Source organism: Limnoglobus roseus, assembly GCF_008254045.1.
Lineage (GTDB): Bacteria > Planctomycetota > Planctomycetia > Gemmatales > Gemmataceae > Limnoglobus > Limnoglobus roseus.
Map to the genome: position 1 here is coordinate 3,422,286 of NZ_CP042425.1, position 16,874 is coordinate 3,439,159.

At 65.3% G+C, this 16,874-nt stretch carries 15 protein-coding genes; 8 read left to right on the forward strand and 7 right to left on the reverse strand.

Annotation, left to right across the window (positions count from 1 at the left end; genetic code table 11):
* Positions 1-37: 37 nt before the first annotated feature.
* Entirely contained in the window at positions 38-631 is a 594-nt protein-coding gene (locus PX52LOC_RS14455; protein WP_149110769.1) for a hypothetical protein, read from the reverse strand.
* Between the two features lie 281 nt (positions 632-912).
* Here PX52LOC_RS14455 and PX52LOC_RS14460 point away from each other — a divergent pair, with 281 nt between their 5' ends.
* Both PX52LOC_RS14460 and PX52LOC_RS14465 read left to right on the forward strand, forming a co-directional pair.
* Positions 913-1,242: an ArsR/SmtB family transcription factor gene (locus PX52LOC_RS14460; protein ID WP_149110770.1), complete on the forward strand. Its 330-nt coding sequence runs from the start codon at positions 913-915 to the stop codon at positions 1,240-1,242.
* Entirely contained in the window at positions 1,235-1,696 is a 462-nt protein-coding gene (locus PX52LOC_RS14465; protein WP_149110771.1) for an SRPBCC family protein, read from the forward strand. Before PX52LOC_RS14460 ends, PX52LOC_RS14465 begins: the two co-directional genes overlap by 8 nt.
* 1 nt (position 1,697) lies before the next feature.
* On the opposite strand, the gene fabG is transcribed toward PX52LOC_RS14465, so the two are convergent.
* Together fabG and PX52LOC_RS14475 are read right to left on the reverse strand one after the other, a co-directional pair.
* Entirely contained in the window at positions 1,698-2,447 is a 750-nt protein-coding gene (gene fabG, locus PX52LOC_RS14470) for a 3-oxoacyl-ACP reductase FabG (RefSeq protein WP_149110772.1), read from the reverse strand.
* Entirely contained in the window at positions 2,444-3,130 is a 687-nt protein-coding gene (locus PX52LOC_RS14475) for a metal-dependent hydrolase (protein WP_149110773.1), read from the reverse strand. The genes fabG and PX52LOC_RS14475 overlap by 4 nt, the downstream gene beginning before the upstream one ends.
* Positions 3,131-3,214: 84 nt before the next feature.
* Between PX52LOC_RS14475 and PX52LOC_RS14480 the strand changes: the two genes are divergently transcribed.
* Complete coding sequence (locus tag PX52LOC_RS14480; protein WP_149110774.1) at positions 3,215-3,508, forward strand: helix-hairpin-helix domain-containing protein; 294 nt, start codon at positions 3,215-3,217, stop codon at positions 3,506-3,508.
* Positions 3,509-3,579: 71 nt separating this feature from the next.
* Here PX52LOC_RS14480 and PX52LOC_RS14485 read toward each other — a convergent pair whose 3' ends face one another.
* The 4 genes from PX52LOC_RS14485 to PX52LOC_RS14500 all read right to left on the reverse strand — a co-directional run bounded on the left by PX52LOC_RS14485 (position 3,580) and on the right by PX52LOC_RS14500 (position 8,175).
* On the reverse strand, positions 3,580-4,854 hold the full coding sequence (locus PX52LOC_RS14485; RefSeq protein ID WP_149110775.1) for a DUF1501 domain-containing protein: 1,275 nt from the start codon (positions 4,852-4,854) through the stop codon (positions 3,580-3,582).
* Positions 4,855-5,133: 279 nt separating this feature from the next.
* Positions 5,134-6,018: a DUF1559 domain-containing protein gene (locus tag PX52LOC_RS14490; protein ID WP_149110776.1), complete on the reverse strand. Its 885-nt coding sequence runs from the start codon at positions 6,016-6,018 to the stop codon at positions 5,134-5,136.
* Complete coding sequence (locus tag PX52LOC_RS14495; RefSeq protein WP_149110777.1) at positions 6,015-7,085, reverse strand: hypothetical protein; 1,071 nt, start codon at positions 7,083-7,085, stop codon at positions 6,015-6,017. The genes PX52LOC_RS14490 and PX52LOC_RS14495 overlap by 4 nt, the downstream gene beginning before the upstream one ends.
* A gap of 307 nt (positions 7,086-7,392) precedes the next feature.
* A complete protein-coding gene (locus PX52LOC_RS14500) occupies positions 7,393-8,175 on the reverse strand; it encodes an NAD-dependent epimerase/dehydratase family protein (RefSeq protein WP_149110778.1) in 783 nt (260 codons plus the stop codon).
* Between the two features lie 67 nt (positions 8,176-8,242).
* On the opposite strand from PX52LOC_RS14500, the gene PX52LOC_RS14505 reads away from it, so the two are divergent.
* The 5 genes from PX52LOC_RS14505 (at position 8,243) to PX52LOC_RS14525 (ending at position 16,874) form a co-directional block, all read left to right on the forward strand.
* A complete protein-coding gene (locus PX52LOC_RS14505) occupies positions 8,243-9,181 on the forward strand; it encodes an amidohydrolase family protein (protein ID WP_246173726.1) in 939 nt (312 codons plus the stop codon).
* 417 nt (positions 9,182-9,598) lie between these two features.
* On the forward strand, positions 9,599-9,841 hold the full coding sequence (locus PX52LOC_RS14510) for a hypothetical protein (RefSeq protein ID WP_149110780.1): 243 nt from the start codon (positions 9,599-9,601) through the stop codon (positions 9,839-9,841).
* Complete coding sequence (locus PX52LOC_RS14515) at positions 9,842-10,723, forward strand: Rpn family recombination-promoting nuclease/putative transposase (RefSeq protein WP_149110781.1); 882 nt, start codon at positions 9,842-9,844, stop codon at positions 10,721-10,723.
* Positions 10,724-10,969: 246 nt separating this feature from the next.
* Positions 10,970-11,491 (forward strand): RNA polymerase sigma factor, encoded by a 522-nt coding sequence (locus tag PX52LOC_RS14520; protein WP_246173727.1) that lies wholly within the window; start codon positions 10,970-10,972, stop codon positions 11,489-11,491.
* A gap of 7 nt (positions 11,492-11,498) precedes the next feature.
* Positions 11,499-16,874, forward strand: a complete 5,376-nt coding sequence (locus PX52LOC_RS14525; RefSeq protein ID WP_149110783.1) for an alpha-2-macroglobulin family protein — start codon at positions 11,499-11,501, stop codon at positions 16,872-16,874.

The following is a 16,874-nucleotide window of genomic DNA, read 5'->3' on the forward strand; positions in this document are numbered from 1 at the left end:
GTGCCTCCGAATCTCTGTGGGGAGAGCCGCTCATTCCTCAAGCGGTTTGTTGGGTTCGACTACTCCGCTCCAGCCGCTTCTGCCACAACTGCATCGACCGGCCCATCGTCTCGTCAAGTTTGCCGACCGGCAGCCACATCGGGGTAAATTGTGCCCGTCCCGTGCCAATGGGCGGCCCCAAGGGTTCGAATCCGAGGTGCGTGTGCAACTCTCGCTGTTCGACCACCCCGGAGATCACGAAGTGCGTCCACGGCATGGTTTTCGATTGTTGAAACAACGCCCACACCAGCCCCGGCAGCACGAGTGAATTCCGCTCCGTCGGCACGACGGCCATGAGGCGGATTTCCACCGGCCGTAGGCCGGGCTGCTCCAGGATGCTGGGGTCCGGCAACCGCGACGCGATCGAAAATGGCGGCTGGTCGCACCACGAGATCATGCCGACGAGTTCGTTGTCCTTCAGGCAAATGAGATAACGATTCTTCTCGTGGAACTTGTCCACAAGTTGCCCGGTTCCCGTGTCGGCGTGTTGGGGGATTTCTTGCACGAATGTCTGATAGTTCAGCCGATGGACCTGCTCCAACTCTTGTGGCGAGAGGGCTTGCTTGAAACAATAAGCACCGATCTGAAGCATTCTGCGATCTCAGGGACCAGGGCGCACCTCCATGCGGTCCAATGGGCGGGCCAGATAACTTAGGTAATTTTATAGCTGAAGTGAGGACCGAAGGCAAATGCGAGGGTTGTAATCTTCACAGCAAAGACCGTGCCGACTGTAGGGATTGTATCGCTTCTGCTTGCGGCGTCTGGCGATGATACTCGCCAAAAGACATTGCCGGGACGGTGTTTATCGCCAGTCGGCCATCACGATCGGATGCTACGCCTTGAAGTGCAACCAAATGGTTGCATAATTCGAGCATGGATGCCGATCTGGACAAAGTGTTCAAGGCGCTCGCGGACGGGGGGCGACGGCAGTTGTTGGATCGTTTACACGCCAACAACGGTCAGACCCTCGGCGAACTCTGCGGGCACCTGGACATGACCCGGCAGGCGGTGACCAAGCACCTCAAGGTGCTGGAGGCGGCCAATCTCGTGACGACGCTTCGGCGGGGCCGCGAGAAGCTGCACTACCTCAACCCCGTGCCGATCCTGGAAATCGCCGACCGATGGATCGGCAAGTACGAGCAGGGCCGACTCCGGGTTCTGGCGGACCTCAAGGCGAAACTCGAAGGAGAGACTGATGGCTGAATCGCGCTTCGTTTACGTGACGTACATCCGCACCACCCCGGAGAGACTCTGGCAGGCGCTGACCGACCCAGCGTTCACCCTGCAGTATTGGTGCGCCTGCACGCTGGACTCGGAATGGACGCCCGGCTCGGCGTGGCAGATCACGATGCCCGACGGCAACGTGGCCGACAGCGGCGAGGTGTTGGAAGCTGACCCGCACAAGCGGCTGGTCCTGCGGTGGCGGAACGAGTTCCGACCGGAACTCCGTGAAGAGGGCTATTCTCGCCTGACGTATGAACTCGAACCCGCCGGCACGTCCGTCAAATTAACCGTGGTTCACGAGATGGATAAGCCAGACTCGAAGCTCATCGGGGCCGTGTCGAACGGTTGGCCGCACATCCTGGCGAGCCTGAAGAGCTTGCTGGAAACCGGCGAGTCGCTGGAAGAAACCCGCAAGTGGCCGAAGAGCAAGTGAGCTACGCCCACCCCCCGGTGACGGGCAAAACGTGGCCGGTGATGTACTCGCTTTCCTCGGTGGCGAGAAAGAGGATCGCGTTGGCGACGTCTTCCGGCTTCCCCAGACGGCCGACGGGGATTTGCTTCAAGTACTCCGCCTGTACGTCGGCCTTCACCTCGCCGAGCATCGCGGTTTGGATCACGCCAGGGGCGACGGCGTTCACGGCGATCCGCCGCCGGGCGAGTTCCTTCGCCAGCACGCGGGTCAGGCCCATCACGCCGGCTTTCGCCGCGGCGTAGTTCGTCTGCCCGTGGAAGCCGAGCAACCCGGCGATGCTGGCGATGTTCACGATTCGGCCGCCGTCGCGGAGAATGTCCGCCCCGTACTTGCAGCAGTGGAAGACGCCGGTGAGGTTCGTCTGAAGGACGGCGTGCCACTCGTCGAGGGTCATCTTCTTCAAGGTGCGGTCGCGGATGATCCCGGCGTTGTTCACGAGGATGTCGAGGCCGCCGAACTGGACCTTCACCCGCTGCATCATCGCTTCGACTTCGCCCGCCTCGCGAACGTCGGCCGGTTCCAGGTGGACGGCACCGCCGAGCGCTTTCGCCAGTGCTTCCGCGTCGCGGCGGTTGCCGCCGTCGGGATCGTCCCAGAAGTGCAAAACACCCGTCGCCCCGGCCTTCGCGAACGCCGTCAGCGTGGCCACCCCGATGCCGCGGGAACTGCCGGTGACGAGGGCGACCTTGCCGGTGAAGTCGTAGCGGATCATGTGCGGTACGCCATCTTGAACGGGACCGGCTGTGCGGCCGGGGCCGGGGCGTTGGAATGCCACTCGGTGTAGGCCATGTACAGGAGCGCCCCCAGGATGGTGTAGCAAACTGTGGTGGCCGGGAGCGACGGTGAGAAGAACTTGAGCGCACTGCCGCTCGACTTCTTCACGATCAGCCGCACACCGTTGAAGTCGACGCTGTAGATTTCGTCGAGGACCAGGTGCGAGAGGAAGCCGAGCATCACGCCGCCGGCCAACTCGACCCGCAGGTGCTGGTTGTCGGTGTGATAGCCGAGGTAAACCACGAGGCCGGAAATCAGCATCGCCGGCACGCTGTGGAACATGCCGCGGTGGACGCTGAGTTGGTTCAGCAGCCACGAGAGGCCGTAGCGGACGAACAGATAACCAAGGACGAGCGAGGCCAGCACCCCTTCGGACGACAGGCCCATTTCCGTGAGCCGAGGCATCAACACGATCGGGATGACGGCGGCGGCGAGGCTGAAGATTTCGCGGATCGGCCGACCGGTGTCGCTGTCCAAGTCTGGCAGCATCCCACCGACGGCCGTGAGGGTCGCGGACAGGACGCCGCTCTCCCAGTGGCAGCCCATGCCCTTGTGCATGACGAAGCCGTAGCCCACGCCGAGGGTCGCGGCAACGCCGACGTGTGTGCGAAACCCGGCCATTTCGATCCTCCTGACCCACCTACCGACATTGCCCCGCCTGCCACTTTCGGCGAACCTTCACTCGTCCTCCCGAGGAGATTCGCCATGACGAACGCGGACGTTGTGAAAAAGTTGCGCGAGCACGCCAACACGCTCACCCAATCGGGCGCGAACTTGTACCGTGTGCGGGCGTTCCGTCAAGCCGCAGTTGCGGTGATGGCCTCCGACCGCGAAGCGGCGGACGTGATCGCCGAGGGCGGTCGCGGGGAGTTGCAACGCGCGTTCGGCATCGGCGAGAGCGTGGCCGAGACGATCGCGGAGTTCCTCGAATCCGGCGAGTGGTCGCCGCGCAGCATTCCCGCCCGTTCGGGGCGACGGCCGTCGCCCCAATGCCGCTAAAGAGCGTTCCCCCAAAAAGAAGAAGCCGCCCAACCGGGGCGGCTTCTTCGTGTTCGTCACGTCGCCGTGGGTCACAGCAGTTCCGTCACCACGTCGCGGTCGTCGAGGACGTACATCGGGCGGCCGCTGCCGCTCGGGAAGGTCATCGACGGGTCGATGCCGACGGCCTTGTAGAGCGTGCTGAGGACGTGCGGCACCTTGTACGGGCGGTCCTTCGGGTACTCGCCGCGGGCCGAAGATGCGCCGATGGCCTGGCCCATCTTGAGGCCGCCACCGGCCACCAAGGCGCTCATCACCGGCGACCAGTGGTCGCGACCGGCGTCGCTGCTGTTAATCTTCGGCGTGCGGCCGAACTCGCCCCAGACGATGACGACAGTGTCTTCCAGCATCCCACGGTCGTCGAGGTCGCGGATCATGTTCGCGAGGCCGCGGTCGAGGATCGGCAGTTGCTTCTTCAATTCCTTGAAGTTGCTGGTGTGCGTGTCCCACCCGCCGTAGCTGAGAGTGACACAGCCGACGCCGGCTTCGATCAGGCGGCGGGCTGTCAGGAATTGGTCCACGCCTTTGTAGCGGTCGAGCGTTCGCGGGTCTTCCTTTTTGAGGTCGAGCGCTTTGCGGACGGTGCCGCTGGCGATCATGTCGAAGGCCCGTTGCGTGAACGAGTCGAGGCCCTTCATCGTGCCGCTGGCGTCCACGTCGCGGCGGGCGCTGTCGAAGCGGGTGAGTAGGCTCTGGCGGTCGGCCATCTTGTCGTTCGCCAGCTTCGCCCGCAGGTTCTCGCGGCCGGAACCGTCCGGGGTGAACGGCCGGTGGGCCACGCCGAGGAAGCCGGGTTCCGTGCCCATGCTCATGCCGCGGAGCGAGACGAACGCGGGCACGTCGCCGTTGTTGCCGTTCACCTTCGACATCACCGCCCCGAACGACGGGTGGCCGACCGTCTTGTTGATTTGCTCCGGGAAGCCGGTCGTGACGTAACTGTCGCTGTGCTCGTCGGTGGCGACGACCGACCGGATCACGGCCAGTTTGTCGAACATCTTCGCCTGCATCGGCATGTGTTCGGAAATCTGGATGCCGGGGACGTTCGTGTTGATCGGCTTGAACTCGCCGCGGAACTCGGCCGGGGCGTCGGGCTTCAGGTCGTACATGTCGATGTGGCTCGGCCCGCCGGGCAGGTAGACCATGATGGCCGACTTCGGCGTGGCCAGCGACCGCGTCGGGTTGCTCGGCGACGCGGCCCGCAGTTGATCGGCAAGGGTCAGGCCCGCGCCGAACGCCCCGAGGGCGAGGAAGTTACGGCGGTTGATGTTGTCGCAATGTGGCTGGCGAGAGCCCCAAAAATTGAGCATGGAGAGAACCTCCGAGGCAGGACGGCGAGAGAAGCCGTTGTGGGGGTGGGAAGGATCGACCAAAGGTAGGACGCGGCCGGACCGCGAGTTGTTCCCAGAATAGCCCGGCAACACAGGGAAGGCAATTGGAATCTGGCGAGGAAGAGAAAACGGAACGCGGATGACGCAGGAGTTCGAACGCCGGATGAGAACCGGTTCGGAACTGAAATCGGATCTGGCTTTATCCGCGTTGATCCGGCGTTAAGAATCCCGCGTCATCTGCGTTCCGTTTCGATGGCTTCACCCCCCGAAGTTCGGGATCACCTGCCCGTCGTTGCGCTGGCTGAGCAGTTCGAGGATGTACGGGTCGGTGATTTCGGGGATGTTCTGCACGTGGCCGTCGGCGTAGCAGAAGAGCACGACCTGCGTGTGCCGGCTGCCGAACTTCCAGCCGGTGTCCATCGGGTTGGTCGTCAGCGGGTAGAGCCGTGAGGCCGCCCGGCCGGAACACTGGTAGTAGTCGCCGTTGTAGGTGGAACAGTCCCACCAGCCGTAGCCTTCCTTGTTCTGTGGGACGTGCTTTTCGCCGATGAGAAAGCTGTTGCTCGTGCCGTCGCGGAAGTCGAGCAGGCGGAAGCCGGTGCCCAACTGGAACGCCCCGCGGTTGCCGGGGCCGGTGTCGGTGGCAGAGTCGGTGCCGTTCGGGTCGATCACGGCCGCGTAATCGCCGAGTGCCCCCGGCGTGTGCGTCGAACTGCCCCACGACGTGTCACTGGGGATGTCGCCGGCGATGCTGCCCGACTGACTGGTGCTGGCCGTGCGGCGTGAGGGGCAGAAGAAGTTCCGCACGCCGGTCATCCGGGCGGTCGTGTTCTGCTGGTAATAGCTCAGGCCGATGTTCCACTGGCGGTAGAGATTGTCCTGCTCGATCTGCGGCAGGAGCAAGACCTGCCACGTCGCCCCGCCGACGCGGATGCGGCTCGGCGGCAGCTGGCCGAGCGTCGATTCGTAATTCTGCATCGCCAGGCCGAGTTGCTTCAGGTTGTTCGCGCACGAAATGCGGGCCGCCGCCTCACGAGCCTTTTGCACGGCCGGGAGCAAAAGGCCGATCAGCGTCGAGATGATCGCGATGACCACCAGCAATTCGATGAGCGTGAACGCGGAACGGGGGCGTCGAAGGTTCATGGCGATCGTCCGCTGATGAGTGATTTCGGGATTAGGATGCGGGCCGGCTCGGGGCCGCCGAACACCTGCGAGGGGATTTCGAGTCGCAAGTCGTCGAATTTGTCCGGGGCGGCATAGGTCAGCACGCTCTCGGCCGACTTGCCGGGGTAGAGGGTGGCCTTGTCGGCGGTCACGGCCCGCGGCAGCATGCTGGTTCCCGCGGTCGTCGTCAGCTTCGTTTCGGCCGTCGGCGACGGGGACCAACTTGTGAACTCGATGCCCCGCGCGACGCCGACGTTGGACAACTTGAGGGTCAGCCGCAGCACCCGTTCCTTGCGTTTCTCGGGGCTCTTGGACATCGGGTCCACCGCGGCGACGGCCACGCTCATCACGGTGATGCGAACGTCGCCCTGCTCCCACACGGCCTGACTGGCGTCCACCCACTCGGCCGTCTTCGGCAAACTTCCATCGCGGCCGACGGCGGTCACGGGCTTCGGGGCTTTCTCCGGGTCGGAGGCCGGCGTCCAGCCGGTGAGGCCGAGCCACGACGGGAAGGCTGCGACCAACAGCAAAGCCATCGTGTTCAGGCCGACGGCCGCCCAGCCGAGCCACGTCCGCTTCTCCAGGCCGAGCAAGCTCAACCCGCCGATCAGAAGGCCGATGACGGCCAGCGGTCCCGCGACGAACCGGCCGTAGGGGAACTGACTGGCGATCATGCTCACGCCGACGAACCCGCACCCCACCAGGGCCATCCGCACGGCGTAGTCGGGGGCGTCACCCGACACCGTCGGCACCGAGGAGGGAATCACCGGAATCGCAATCTCGGTCGTCTTGAGGCTTTGCGGGGCGGTCGTCGTGGTTTCGGCCGATTCCACGAGGATTTCCGAGCCGGAGGGCGAGGGCGTTTCGTCGGAGTCGTCGTCGAACGGGATCGCCTTGTACTCCATCAGCGGGATGTCCACGCTCGAATCGGGCACGAGCATGAACTCCTGCGCGCACTTCGGGCAGGTCGCGAAGGTGCCGCGTTTCTTGAACGGCACGCGGAACTTCGACGCACGGCAGTGCAGACAAACGGCGGTGAAAGGCACAGGCGTCTCGCGAGTGGTGAAGGGAGTCGGCCGCGGTCCCATTCTACTCAACCGTCCGCCCGCGGGGGCGTTGGAGCGAATCGCTCCGGCACGCACACCGGCGAGTCGGCGGGCGGGTGAGAAGGCTCTCATCTCTGAAACGGTGAGAAATGGGATCGAAGACATCCAATCGGAACTGATGCCGCCCGAGGGGTGAGAGCGGGCGCGGAAAAGATGAGAGGTGAACGGGTGACACGGTGAAGGGGTGAGAAGACCGGGTTTTGCCTTTTCACCCCTTCACCGTGTCACCCGTTCACCCCCTCATCTCCTACCCCTCGCTGGCCCCGGTCGGCCAGGTGTCGTGCGGTTCGAAGCCGATGAGATGCGTCGTTTCCCGTAGATCGTAGAGCACCTTGTTCACCGGTTTGCTCGTCGCGTAAACGACGTGGAACCCCGGCACCTTCTCCGCTTCCACCGTCGCCGCGAAAAACCGGCCCGCGTCGCCGGGGCTGAGGTACACGTCCTGATCCTCGACGCTCGCCGCGATTTGCGCGACCTGCCCGGCGTCTCGTGGGCACCAGCCGAGCCGCACGGCGAGTATTTCGATCCCGTGTTCGCGGGCGTAGACCTGCCCAACCGCTTCGAGGAAGACTTTTGTGCAGGCGTACAGGTAACGCGGGGCGATTCGTGTCGAGGCGTTCACGGGCACGTTGCCACTGTCGAGGTGGCGGTCGATCACCTGTCCGGTGCTGGCCAGCACGACCCGCGGCACCTTCGACGTGCGGGCGATTTCCAGCAGGTTGTACAGGCCGACGATGTTGTTCGGCACCAACCCGTCGAGGAAGTTGTCGCCGTCATCGGGGGCTTCGCCGCGCGGGTAGCGGGCGTCGTCCGGCGTGGCCGCGAGGTGAATGATGCAATCGACGCCCTTCGCCGCCGCCCGCAGCACGGCAACGTCCGCGAGCGTGGCGACCAGCGATTGCCCCGGCGGCAGTCCCGGCGTCGGCCGTAGGTCGATGCCGATGACGTGGTGGCCGTTCGCCACGAGTGCCGCAACCGCCGCCCGCCCGAGTCGGCCGGCCGAGCCGGTCACGAGAATGCGATGTTTCATGGTACAGATAGCTTACAAATCTCACGCTGGCGGCTTACAATCGCCCCAACTCTCCGAGGGCTTTCCCGTGAATCGCCGTGACTTTCTCGCTGCCGGTGCCGCCGTCGCGGTGCTGCCGACCCTCTCTTCCGCAAAGGACGCCGCCATGCTGCCGGTCGTTGACACGCACCAACACCTCTGGGATTTGACCAAGTTCAAGCTCGGCTGGCTGAAACCGGGGAGCGTCTACGACGCCAGCTTCACACCGAAGGAGTACGCCGAGGCGACGGCCGGGCTGAACGTGGTGAAAGCGGTGTACATGGAAGTAGACGTGGTACCGGAACAGCAACAGGCCGAGGCCGATTACCTGGTCGAACTCTGCCAGAGCGGGAAGACGCCGACGTGTGCAGCCGTCGTGTCCGGTCGGCCGAACTCAGACGGCTTCGCGAAGTACGCCGGGCAGTTCAAGGGCAGCAAGTACGTCAAGGGCATCCGCCAAGTGCTGCACGTGGACAGCACGCCGCCGGGCTACTGTCTCGACCCGAAGTTCGTGAAGGGCATCCAGCTCCTCGGCGACCTCGGCCTGAGCTACGACCTGTGCGTGCGTGCCGCAGACATCCCGAATTTCGTGAAACTGGTCGAACAGTGCCCGAACACGCGGTTCATCCTCGACCACTGCGGTAACCCCGGCGCGAAATTCACGGCCGCGGAAGCCGACGCCTGGAAGAAGAACACCGCCGCGCTCGCTGCGAAGAAGAACGTGGTGTGCAAGGTGTCCGGCTTCCTCGCCAACGGCTGGGAGAAGGGCAAGTGGACGGCCGCCGACCTCGCCCCGGTGGTGAACCACATCACCGAAACTTTCGGCTGGGACCGCGTGATGTTCGGCGGCGACTGGCCCGTCGTCCTCGCCGCCGGCCGCTACGCCGACTGGCTGACCGCCCTCCGGCAGATCATCAAGGACAAGCCGGAGGCCGACCAGAAGAAACTGCTGCACGACAACGCCGTGGCGTTCTACGGGCTGGCGTGAGGGCAAGCCGTGACGGAACACGACTGGCTGACAGCGACCCATCCGGCGGGCATGCTGGCCCAGATACCGGATGATGCCGACCGACGGAAACTGTTATTGTTCGGTTGCGGTTGCGCGAGGAGTGTGTGGCGGCGACTCAGTCCAACTACTCGATCGGACATACAGGTTGCCGAGGCGGACGCCGACGGCATCGAAGGGCTTCCCCGCGCCATGCCCGCGAGTGCGTCACGACACTCCGAATTTACTGGACAAAATGTACGTCTCCCCAAATTAAACTTCGCACCCGTTCTCCGAGATCGGGTGGTGTGGTTGGCCGACGGTTGCACAGGCCTCCATGTCATCCGGTCGATAGTTCCGAACATACCGACGCTTGGCGTCGATAAACAACATCACGAACAGGGTGTACAAGCTGACCTAATGCGTTGCGTCTTCGGGAACCCGTTCCGCCCCGTCGCCTTCAGCCCCGCGTGGCGGACATCCACGGCCGTCGGCCTCGCGGAAGGCATCTACGCCGACCGCGCGTTCGACCGGCTGCTGATCCTGGCCGATGCGCTGCAAGATGCGGGGTGCGGGGACGCCGACATCCTCGGCCACTGCCGGGGCACCGGGCCGCACGTCCGCGGGTGCTGGGTCGTCGATCTCGTCCTCGGGAAGTCGTAGATGGCCAAACCGTTCGACGCGACGTTGAAGCGGATGCTCGACGACTACGCCGCCGACTGGGCGGCGTGGTTGGCCGCGCGGTTCGGCTTGCCGGTTGGGCCGCTCGTGCCCGTCGAGAGTGACCTGTCCACGATCCAACCGGCCGCCGATAAGGTCTTCCGCCTGCCCGGCGACGCCGGCCTGTTGCACCTGGAAGTGCAGTCGAGTTGGGATGGCGAACTGCCCGACCGAATGCTGCTGTACAACGCCTTGCTCTACCACCGCGAACGGGTGCCGGTGCGCTCCGTGGCGATTCTGCTCCGCCGCGAGGCGAACGCCACCGCGATCACCGGAGAAGTGTCTCGCTCGTGGACCGACGGGCAGCCCTACCACTGGTTCCGGTACGAGGTGATTCGGCTGTGGGAACAGCCGGCCGACCAACTCCTCGCTGGCGGCATTGGCACGGCTCCGCTCGGGCTATTGACCGACGACGCCGAGGACCGATTGTCGGAGTTGATTCACCAGTTCGTGGAACGAGTCGAGCGCGACGTTCCGGGTGAAGCCGAACGGGACCAAGTGCTGACCGCGAGTTACATTCTGCTCGGGATGCGGTATGATAGGGAGTTGATCCGAACCTTGTTTTCGGGAGTGCAGAAGATGAGAGAATCTTCAACCTACCAGGCAATCCTCGATGAAGGCCGGGCTGAAGGCGAACTCCAAGGCGAGATCAAGGGTGAGATCAAGGGCGTTCGACTGGCACTTACGACGCTCCTGGAATCCCGCTTCGGTTCCATTCCGCAAGCCGTCGAAGATCGCATCCAGTCCGCGACGGGTCTAGATCGACTCCGGGCGGCGCTCATCCAGGTTGCGACGATTACCCGGCCCGAAGACCTGGTGTTGTGAACGAATACCTTGCCTCAACTTGCTAACCGGCATTCCCCGCGTAGCTTCACAATTAATCCGGCCGAACGGCATCCGTTTTCGTACCCATTCAATCGGTGACACACCCACGTCCGTCTGTCTGGTAGGGAGATCATGGCTAAGGGCGGGAAAGGCCGGAATAACCCACCGGGCCCGCCGGACCGGACTCCCGCAGAAACTGGGGGTTCTGGGGCGGCCCTCTCCGTGCCTAAGCCGCAACTGACTCCCGTGGAACGACTTCTGGTCGAGACGTTCGAGCAGATTCGGGACGAACTCGTCAGCACGCTCTCCTACGTGTTGGGCAACCGCGACGACGCGATGGATTCCGCGCAGGAAACCTTCGTGAAGTGCTGGCGGGCCCGCGAGACGATCTCCGAAGTGCTGAACCTGCGGGCGTGGATCTTCCGGGTGGGGCTGAACGCCGCCCGCGACTTCCAGCGCAGCGGGTGGACCAAGCGGGCCAGGCCGCTGATTGCCGAGGAAGTGCTGCTGCCCGCCCGGGACTCGTCGGCCGCGGAGCAGATCGTGGAGAACGAGAGCGTCCAACGGCTCCGGCAGGCCATCCTGGAATTGCGGCCGGAAGAGCGGGAAGTCTTCCTCTTGCGGCAGAACGGCGAGCTAACGTATGAGCAGATCGCCGAGGCGCGGGACATGCCCGTCGGCACGGTGAAGACGCAGATGCGAACGGCTCTCATCAAGCTGCGGAAGGTGTTGAATCCAGACGTTGAAACACCAACAGACGAGGTTTAAGGGAACGATGTCGGTCACGTGCGAACACTGTCGCGGGCAAATGCTCGACTTCCTGTACGGGTTACTCGACCCGGCCGAGGAAGCCGTCGTGGCCGCGCACGTCGCCGACTGCCCCGTCTGCACGGCCGCAAGGGACGAGGCCGCCGGGATGAAAGGACTCTTCGCGACCGCCGCGAAGGTTCCGTTTCCCGAAGTGAAGTTCGTCATCCCGGCCGACGCCACCCCCGCGGCCGTGCGGCCGAAGCCGTCTCGCCGCCTTCAGTGGGCGATTGCCGCTTCTCTGCTCGTCTGCTCCTTCGGTCTGATGACGCCGGCCTTGCGGGACTACCTCGCCTACCGCGAGCAGTCCACGGCGGTGGCCCAGGCCACGGCGAGGGTGGCCGAGATCGAGAAAGACGACGCGACCCGCCGGGATGCGCAAGACCGACTCGTCGAAGAGTTAAATCGCAAAATCGCCGTGACTGGCGAATCGCTCCAGGCGAAGCTCAAGACCTGGGTATCCGCCGAAGTCCGGGCGAGTGCCCAGCCGTTTCGTCTGACCGTGACCGGCCCCGTCGCGGCCGTGCCGGGGGCGATGAACGAGTACACCTTCGACGTGAAGGACGCCCCGACCGCGAAGGTCACGGCCATCGTCCGCGACTCTCGCGGCACCGTCTTCCATCAGGAAACGCTGAAGCCCGGCGAGGCGAAGTGGCGGCTGCCGACGAGCTTGTGGGCGAAGTTCCCGGCCGGGGCGGCCGACATCGTCCTTGCCGTGAGCGCGACGAACGCCGCCGGGGCGACGGCCGAACTGGCCGAGCCGATCCAACTGCTGGCCCCGGTGTTCACGACGCTAGTCGTCACCGACAAGCCGCTCTACCGGCCGGGCGAATCGGTCTACTTCCGCAGTCTCACGCTGAACGGCACCGGCCTTCAGCCGCCGGCCCGCGATCTGACGATCCGCTTCGAACTGCGGAAGCCCGACGGCACGACGATGGAAAACGGCGTTCTCACGGGCACCACGCAGCCGGTGACGGTGCAGGGCGGCCACCCAAAGCCGGTCGTCGGTCCCGACGGTTCGCCGGTCCGCGGCATCGCGAGCGGCGTCTTCGCCCTGCCCGAGACGCTGCCCGGCGGCGAGTACAAACTGTTGGCCTTCGAGATTCCGTCGGGGTGGGCGAGCAAAGACCTGCCGAAAGGCGCGTTGCCCATCGCCACGCGGGCGTTCACGGTGGCGAAGTACCAGCCCGAGGTGCTGCAAAAGACGCTGGAGTTCGACGCGAAGAGTTACGGCCCCGGCGACACCGTGCGGGCCAAACTGACCGTGAAGAATCAGGGCAAGCCGCTCGCGAACATCCCGATCCTCGTGACCGTGACGCCGAAGGTCAGCGGCTTGAAGTACCCCTTCACGCTGAAGGCCGACGGCACCGCGGACATCGAGTTCAAGCTGCCCAACGGCGACCTGAAGAACCCGACGCTGACGGTCAACATCAACGACCAGAACGCCGAGAGCATCGTCCGCCCGGTCCCGCTCGCCACGAAGAAGGTGTCGGTCGAGTTCTTCCCCGAGGGCGGCGACCTGATCGAAGGCGTGCCGAACCGCGTCTACGTGCGGGCCACGACGAGTACCGGCAAGCCGGCCGACATCGTCGGCACGATCACCGACGGCAGCCGAACCATCTGCGACGTGAAGACTCTCACCAACGCCGACCACCCGGGGGCGAACCAGGGTCTGGGCGTGTTCACGCTGACGCCGGAGGCGGGCAAGCGGTATGCTCTGAAGTTGCTCCGCCCGGTCGGCACGGAAGAACCGGCGATCACCGTGCCGCAACTCGCGGCCGTTGGCACCGGCTACCTGCTGCCGAAGGCTGAGGCCGACGGCGTGGCCCTGTCGATCCCGGTCGGCGTGATCGACGCGAACCAACCGCTGAAGGCCACGGTCACGGCGAAGTCGAAGCGGTCGCTCATCGTCGGCGTGTACACCCGCGGCCTCGTCATCGGCCACCAGCGATTGACGGCCGACCCCGGCAAGCCGATCGAAGTGGTGATCGCCCCGCCGCCCGTGGCCATCGGCGGCGTGACGCGGGTGACGGTCTTCGAGGAACCCGCCGCGAACGCCGGCCGCACCGATCTGGTGCCGCTCGCCGAACGCCTCGTCTTCCGCCGACCAACGGAGAAATTGAACCTTAGTTTCACCCAGGACCGGGCGGGACCTTACTCGCCGGGTGACCGGGTCACACTGGCAGTGAAGGCCACCAACGAGAACGATCAACCGACGGCCGCGATCCTCCTCGCGGCCGTTGTCAATCAGAGCGTACTGGCGATGGCCGACGACAAGGCCGAACGCCTGCTGCCGACGCACTTCCTGCTGGCCGGCGAACTGCAACGCCCGGAGCAACTCGAACACGCTGACTTTCTGCTGACGCACCACCCGAAGGCTGCCGAAACGCTCGACTTGCTCCTCGGCACGCAGGGCTGGCGGCGGTTTGCCGAGGCTGACGGCCGCTTCCGCTCGACGAGCGTGAGCGATGCCGAGCAGAAGCGATTCTGGATCGCCACCGGCCACCTAGACCCCGTCGGCGAAGCCCGCCCGGATCGCGTCACGGCCAACCACCATTCCGCCGTCGATCCGATCGACGCGAAACTCGATCACCTGGAAGCCGAGAAGCGAATCGCCGAGACGGAGCGGGATCGGAAGTCGCCGGAGTGGGCGGAACAAGCCCGCCGGCTAGCGGCCGCACGAACGACTGAAACCAATCTCGTGCACCGATCCGGCGAGCGACTGTATTACGGCTTGACCGGTATCTTGATCCTCGCTCTCTTGGCGGCCGCCGTTTGGAACGGCCGTCGGCGACGGTTCGGCGTTCGCGAAACGCTCGTGATTCTCGCCATCCTCTCGACCGTCTACTTCGTGTTGATGCCCGCCTACCAGACTTCCCGGTCCCGCGGCGACGACGATGGCGCGGTCACGCCACTTGAACCACCTCCCACCGTTCCCCGTCCCACACCCGACCTTCGCGAAGGCGAGAAGCCGAACCCCAGAGCCGTCGCTCGCGTCATGATGGCCCCGTCGCCATCGCGAACGGACATCGGCCCCGGCAGCAGTCGCAAAGCGGCCGTCGACGTGCGGCCCGCTCAACTTCAGGCCGACCATGCCGACCGTGCGGCCCGCACCTTCAAGGAAGGCGGGCCGTCGCCGCAAGAAGAAGCCGCGTTCAACGACCGCGTAAAGACGGCCCTCACGCGACACTCGCCGTTCGTCGTTCGCGAGTACGCTCACCTGCCGCAGAAGGCCGACGTGCACGACAGCACGCGGACCGACTTCACGGAAACCGTCCTCTGGCACCCGGTGCTGGTGCTGCCCGGCGACGGCCGGACGACGCTCGGCTTCCACGTTTCGGACGCCATCAACGCCTACCGGGTGCTGGTCGCCGGACACACGCTCGACGGCCGCCTCGGGGCAACGACGGGGTTGATCGAAGTGCAAAAGCCGTTGGCCGTGGACGTGAAGTTGCCGCCAGAGATCAGTTCGTCCGACCGGCCGCTGTTGCCGATCGTCGTCTCCAACGGCACCGCGAAGAACCTCGACGCGAAGGTGAATTATTGGTCCGATTACCTCGTCGCCGACGAGGGCGAATCCACGACTTCGGTTCCGGCCGCGGCCGGCGCGCGGGTGATCGCGAAGGTCAAGCCCGTCGGCCCCGGCAAGGCGCGCGTGCGGGTGTCCGCGACCGGCGACGGCCACGCCGACGCAGTCGAGCGGACCGTGACCGTCGTGCCGGACGGCTTCCCCGTGGCTGGCAGCGCGAACACCGAACTCAAGGGCACGGCGAAGGCCACGCTCGTCGTCCCGCCGAACCTCATCCCCGGCACGCTGAAGGTGCAACTGCAGGTCTTCACGAATTCCTTCGCCGACATCGAATCGGGCCTCGACGGGTTGCTCCGCGAGCCGCACGGCTGCTTCGAGCAAACGTCGTCGTCGAACTACCCGAACGTCCTCGCCCTGCAATACCTGAAGAACGCCGACCTGCGCGAAGGTAAGTTCGTCGAGCGTGCCCTCGGCCTGCTGGAACGCGGCTATGGCCGCTTGAACAGCTTCGAGGTCCGCAAGCAAACCGGCGACGGCCGCGAGGGGTTCGAGTGGTTCGGGGCGTTCCCGGCGCACGAGTGCCTGACGGCCTACGGCCTCGTGCAGTTCGCCGACATGGCCCGCGTCTTCCCGGTCGAGCCGCAGGTGATGGAACGCACCCGCAACTTCCTGCTCAGCCGCCGTGACGGCAAGGGCGGCTTCACCCGCAAGGCCGACGCCCACGCCTTCGGCGACGTGCCCACCGCGGTGGCCGACGCCTACCTGACGTGGGCACTGTCTGCCGCCGACCCGAAAGCCGACTTGAGCCTGGAGGCGAAGGCCGTGGCGGACGAAGCCCTCAAGAGCGGCGACCCGTACCGGCTAGCACTCGCGGCGAACGTCTCGCCGACGCCGGAACTGCTCCGCGCGCTGGCCGACAAGCAGAAACCGGACGGCTCGCTGCCCGGCGCGGAGACGAGCATCACCCGCTCGCGCGGCAGCGACCTCGTCGTCGAGACGACCGCCCTCGCCGCCCTCGCGTGGCAAACGTCCAAGTCGCCCGACGTGGCCGTGGACCTCGGCAACGCCGTCGGCTTCCTCGTGAAATCGCGGCAGCCCGGCGGCACCTTCGGCGGCACTCAGGCGACCGTACTCGCACTGAAGGCGATCGTCGCGTACAACCAGGCGAACCGCCGCACGGCCGAGAGCGGCGAGATCATCGTGCGGGTGGGCGGCAAAGAAGCCGGGCGGCTGGCGTTCAAGAGCGACGACCTGCGGCCGACGGTGCTGACCTTCGAGGACGCCGAGAAGCTGTTCCCGCCCGGCGAACACGAAGTTACGCTCGAAACGACGGCCGTGCAGAGCTACCCGGTGAGCGTGACCTCGGCCGCGTTCAGCCGGACGTTCGCGTCGGCCGCCGACGCGCCACTAAAGCTCACGACGACGCTGGCCGAGAAGGACGTGGCCGAGGGCAGTACGGTGCGGCTGAACGTGCAACTCCAGAACCTCGACGCCAAGGACACGGGCATGGCCGTCGCGATCATCGGCCTGCCCGCCGGGCTGAAGCTGCCGCCGGACTTCGCCCAACTCAAGAACCTGACCGCGAAGCCGCAGACGGGCGAAGCGGCCGTCAGCTACTGGGAGCAGAACGGCCGCGAGTTGGTGCTGTACTGGCGCGGCCTCGGGCCGAAACAAATCGTGGACCTGTCACTCGACCTGATTGCCGACATCCCCGGCGAGTTCCACGGCCCGGCGAGCCGGGCTTATCTGTACTACGACGCGGCGGCCAAGCACTGGCTCGACCCGCTGACGATCACCATTCGACCGAAGAAGTGA

Coding starts and splice junctions, on each gene's coding strand:
- PX52LOC_RS14475 (WP_149110773.1), bottom strand. CDS start 3,130: ATGGCCGGGTTTCGCACACACGTCGGCGTTGCCGCGACCCTCGGCGTG.
- fabG (WP_149110772.1), bottom strand. CDS start 2,447: ATGATCCGCTACGACTTCACCGGCAAGGTCGCCCTCGTCACCGGCAGT.
- PX52LOC_RS14485 (WP_149110775.1), bottom strand. CDS start 4,854: ATGCTCAATTTTTGGGGCTCTCGCCAGCCACATTGCGACAACATCAAC.
- PX52LOC_RS14465 (WP_149110771.1), top strand. CDS start 1,235: ATGGCTGAATCGCGCTTCGTTTACGTGACGTACATCCGCACCACCCCG.
- PX52LOC_RS14500 (WP_149110778.1), bottom strand. CDS start 8,175: ATGAAACATCGCATTCTCGTGACCGGCTCGGCCGGCCGACTCGGGCGG.
- PX52LOC_RS14460 (WP_149110770.1), top strand. CDS start 913: ATGGATGCCGATCTGGACAAAGTGTTCAAGGCGCTCGCGGACGGGGGG.
- PX52LOC_RS14525 (WP_149110783.1), top strand. CDS start 11,499: ATGTCGGTCACGTGCGAACACTGTCGCGGGCAAATGCTCGACTTCCTG.
- PX52LOC_RS14480 (WP_149110774.1), top strand. CDS start 3,215: ATGACGAACGCGGACGTTGTGAAAAAGTTGCGCGAGCACGCCAACACG.
- PX52LOC_RS14515 (WP_149110781.1), top strand. CDS start 9,842: ATGGCCAAACCGTTCGACGCGACGTTGAAGCGGATGCTCGACGACTAC.
- PX52LOC_RS14490 (WP_149110776.1), bottom strand. CDS start 6,018: ATGAACCTTCGACGCCCCCGTTCCGCGTTCACGCTCATCGAATTGCTG.
- PX52LOC_RS14510 (WP_149110780.1), top strand. CDS start 9,599: ATGCGTTGCGTCTTCGGGAACCCGTTCCGCCCCGTCGCCTTCAGCCCC.
- PX52LOC_RS14455 (WP_149110769.1), bottom strand. CDS start 631: ATGCTTCAGATCGGTGCTTATTGTTTCAAGCAAGCCCTCTCGCCACAA.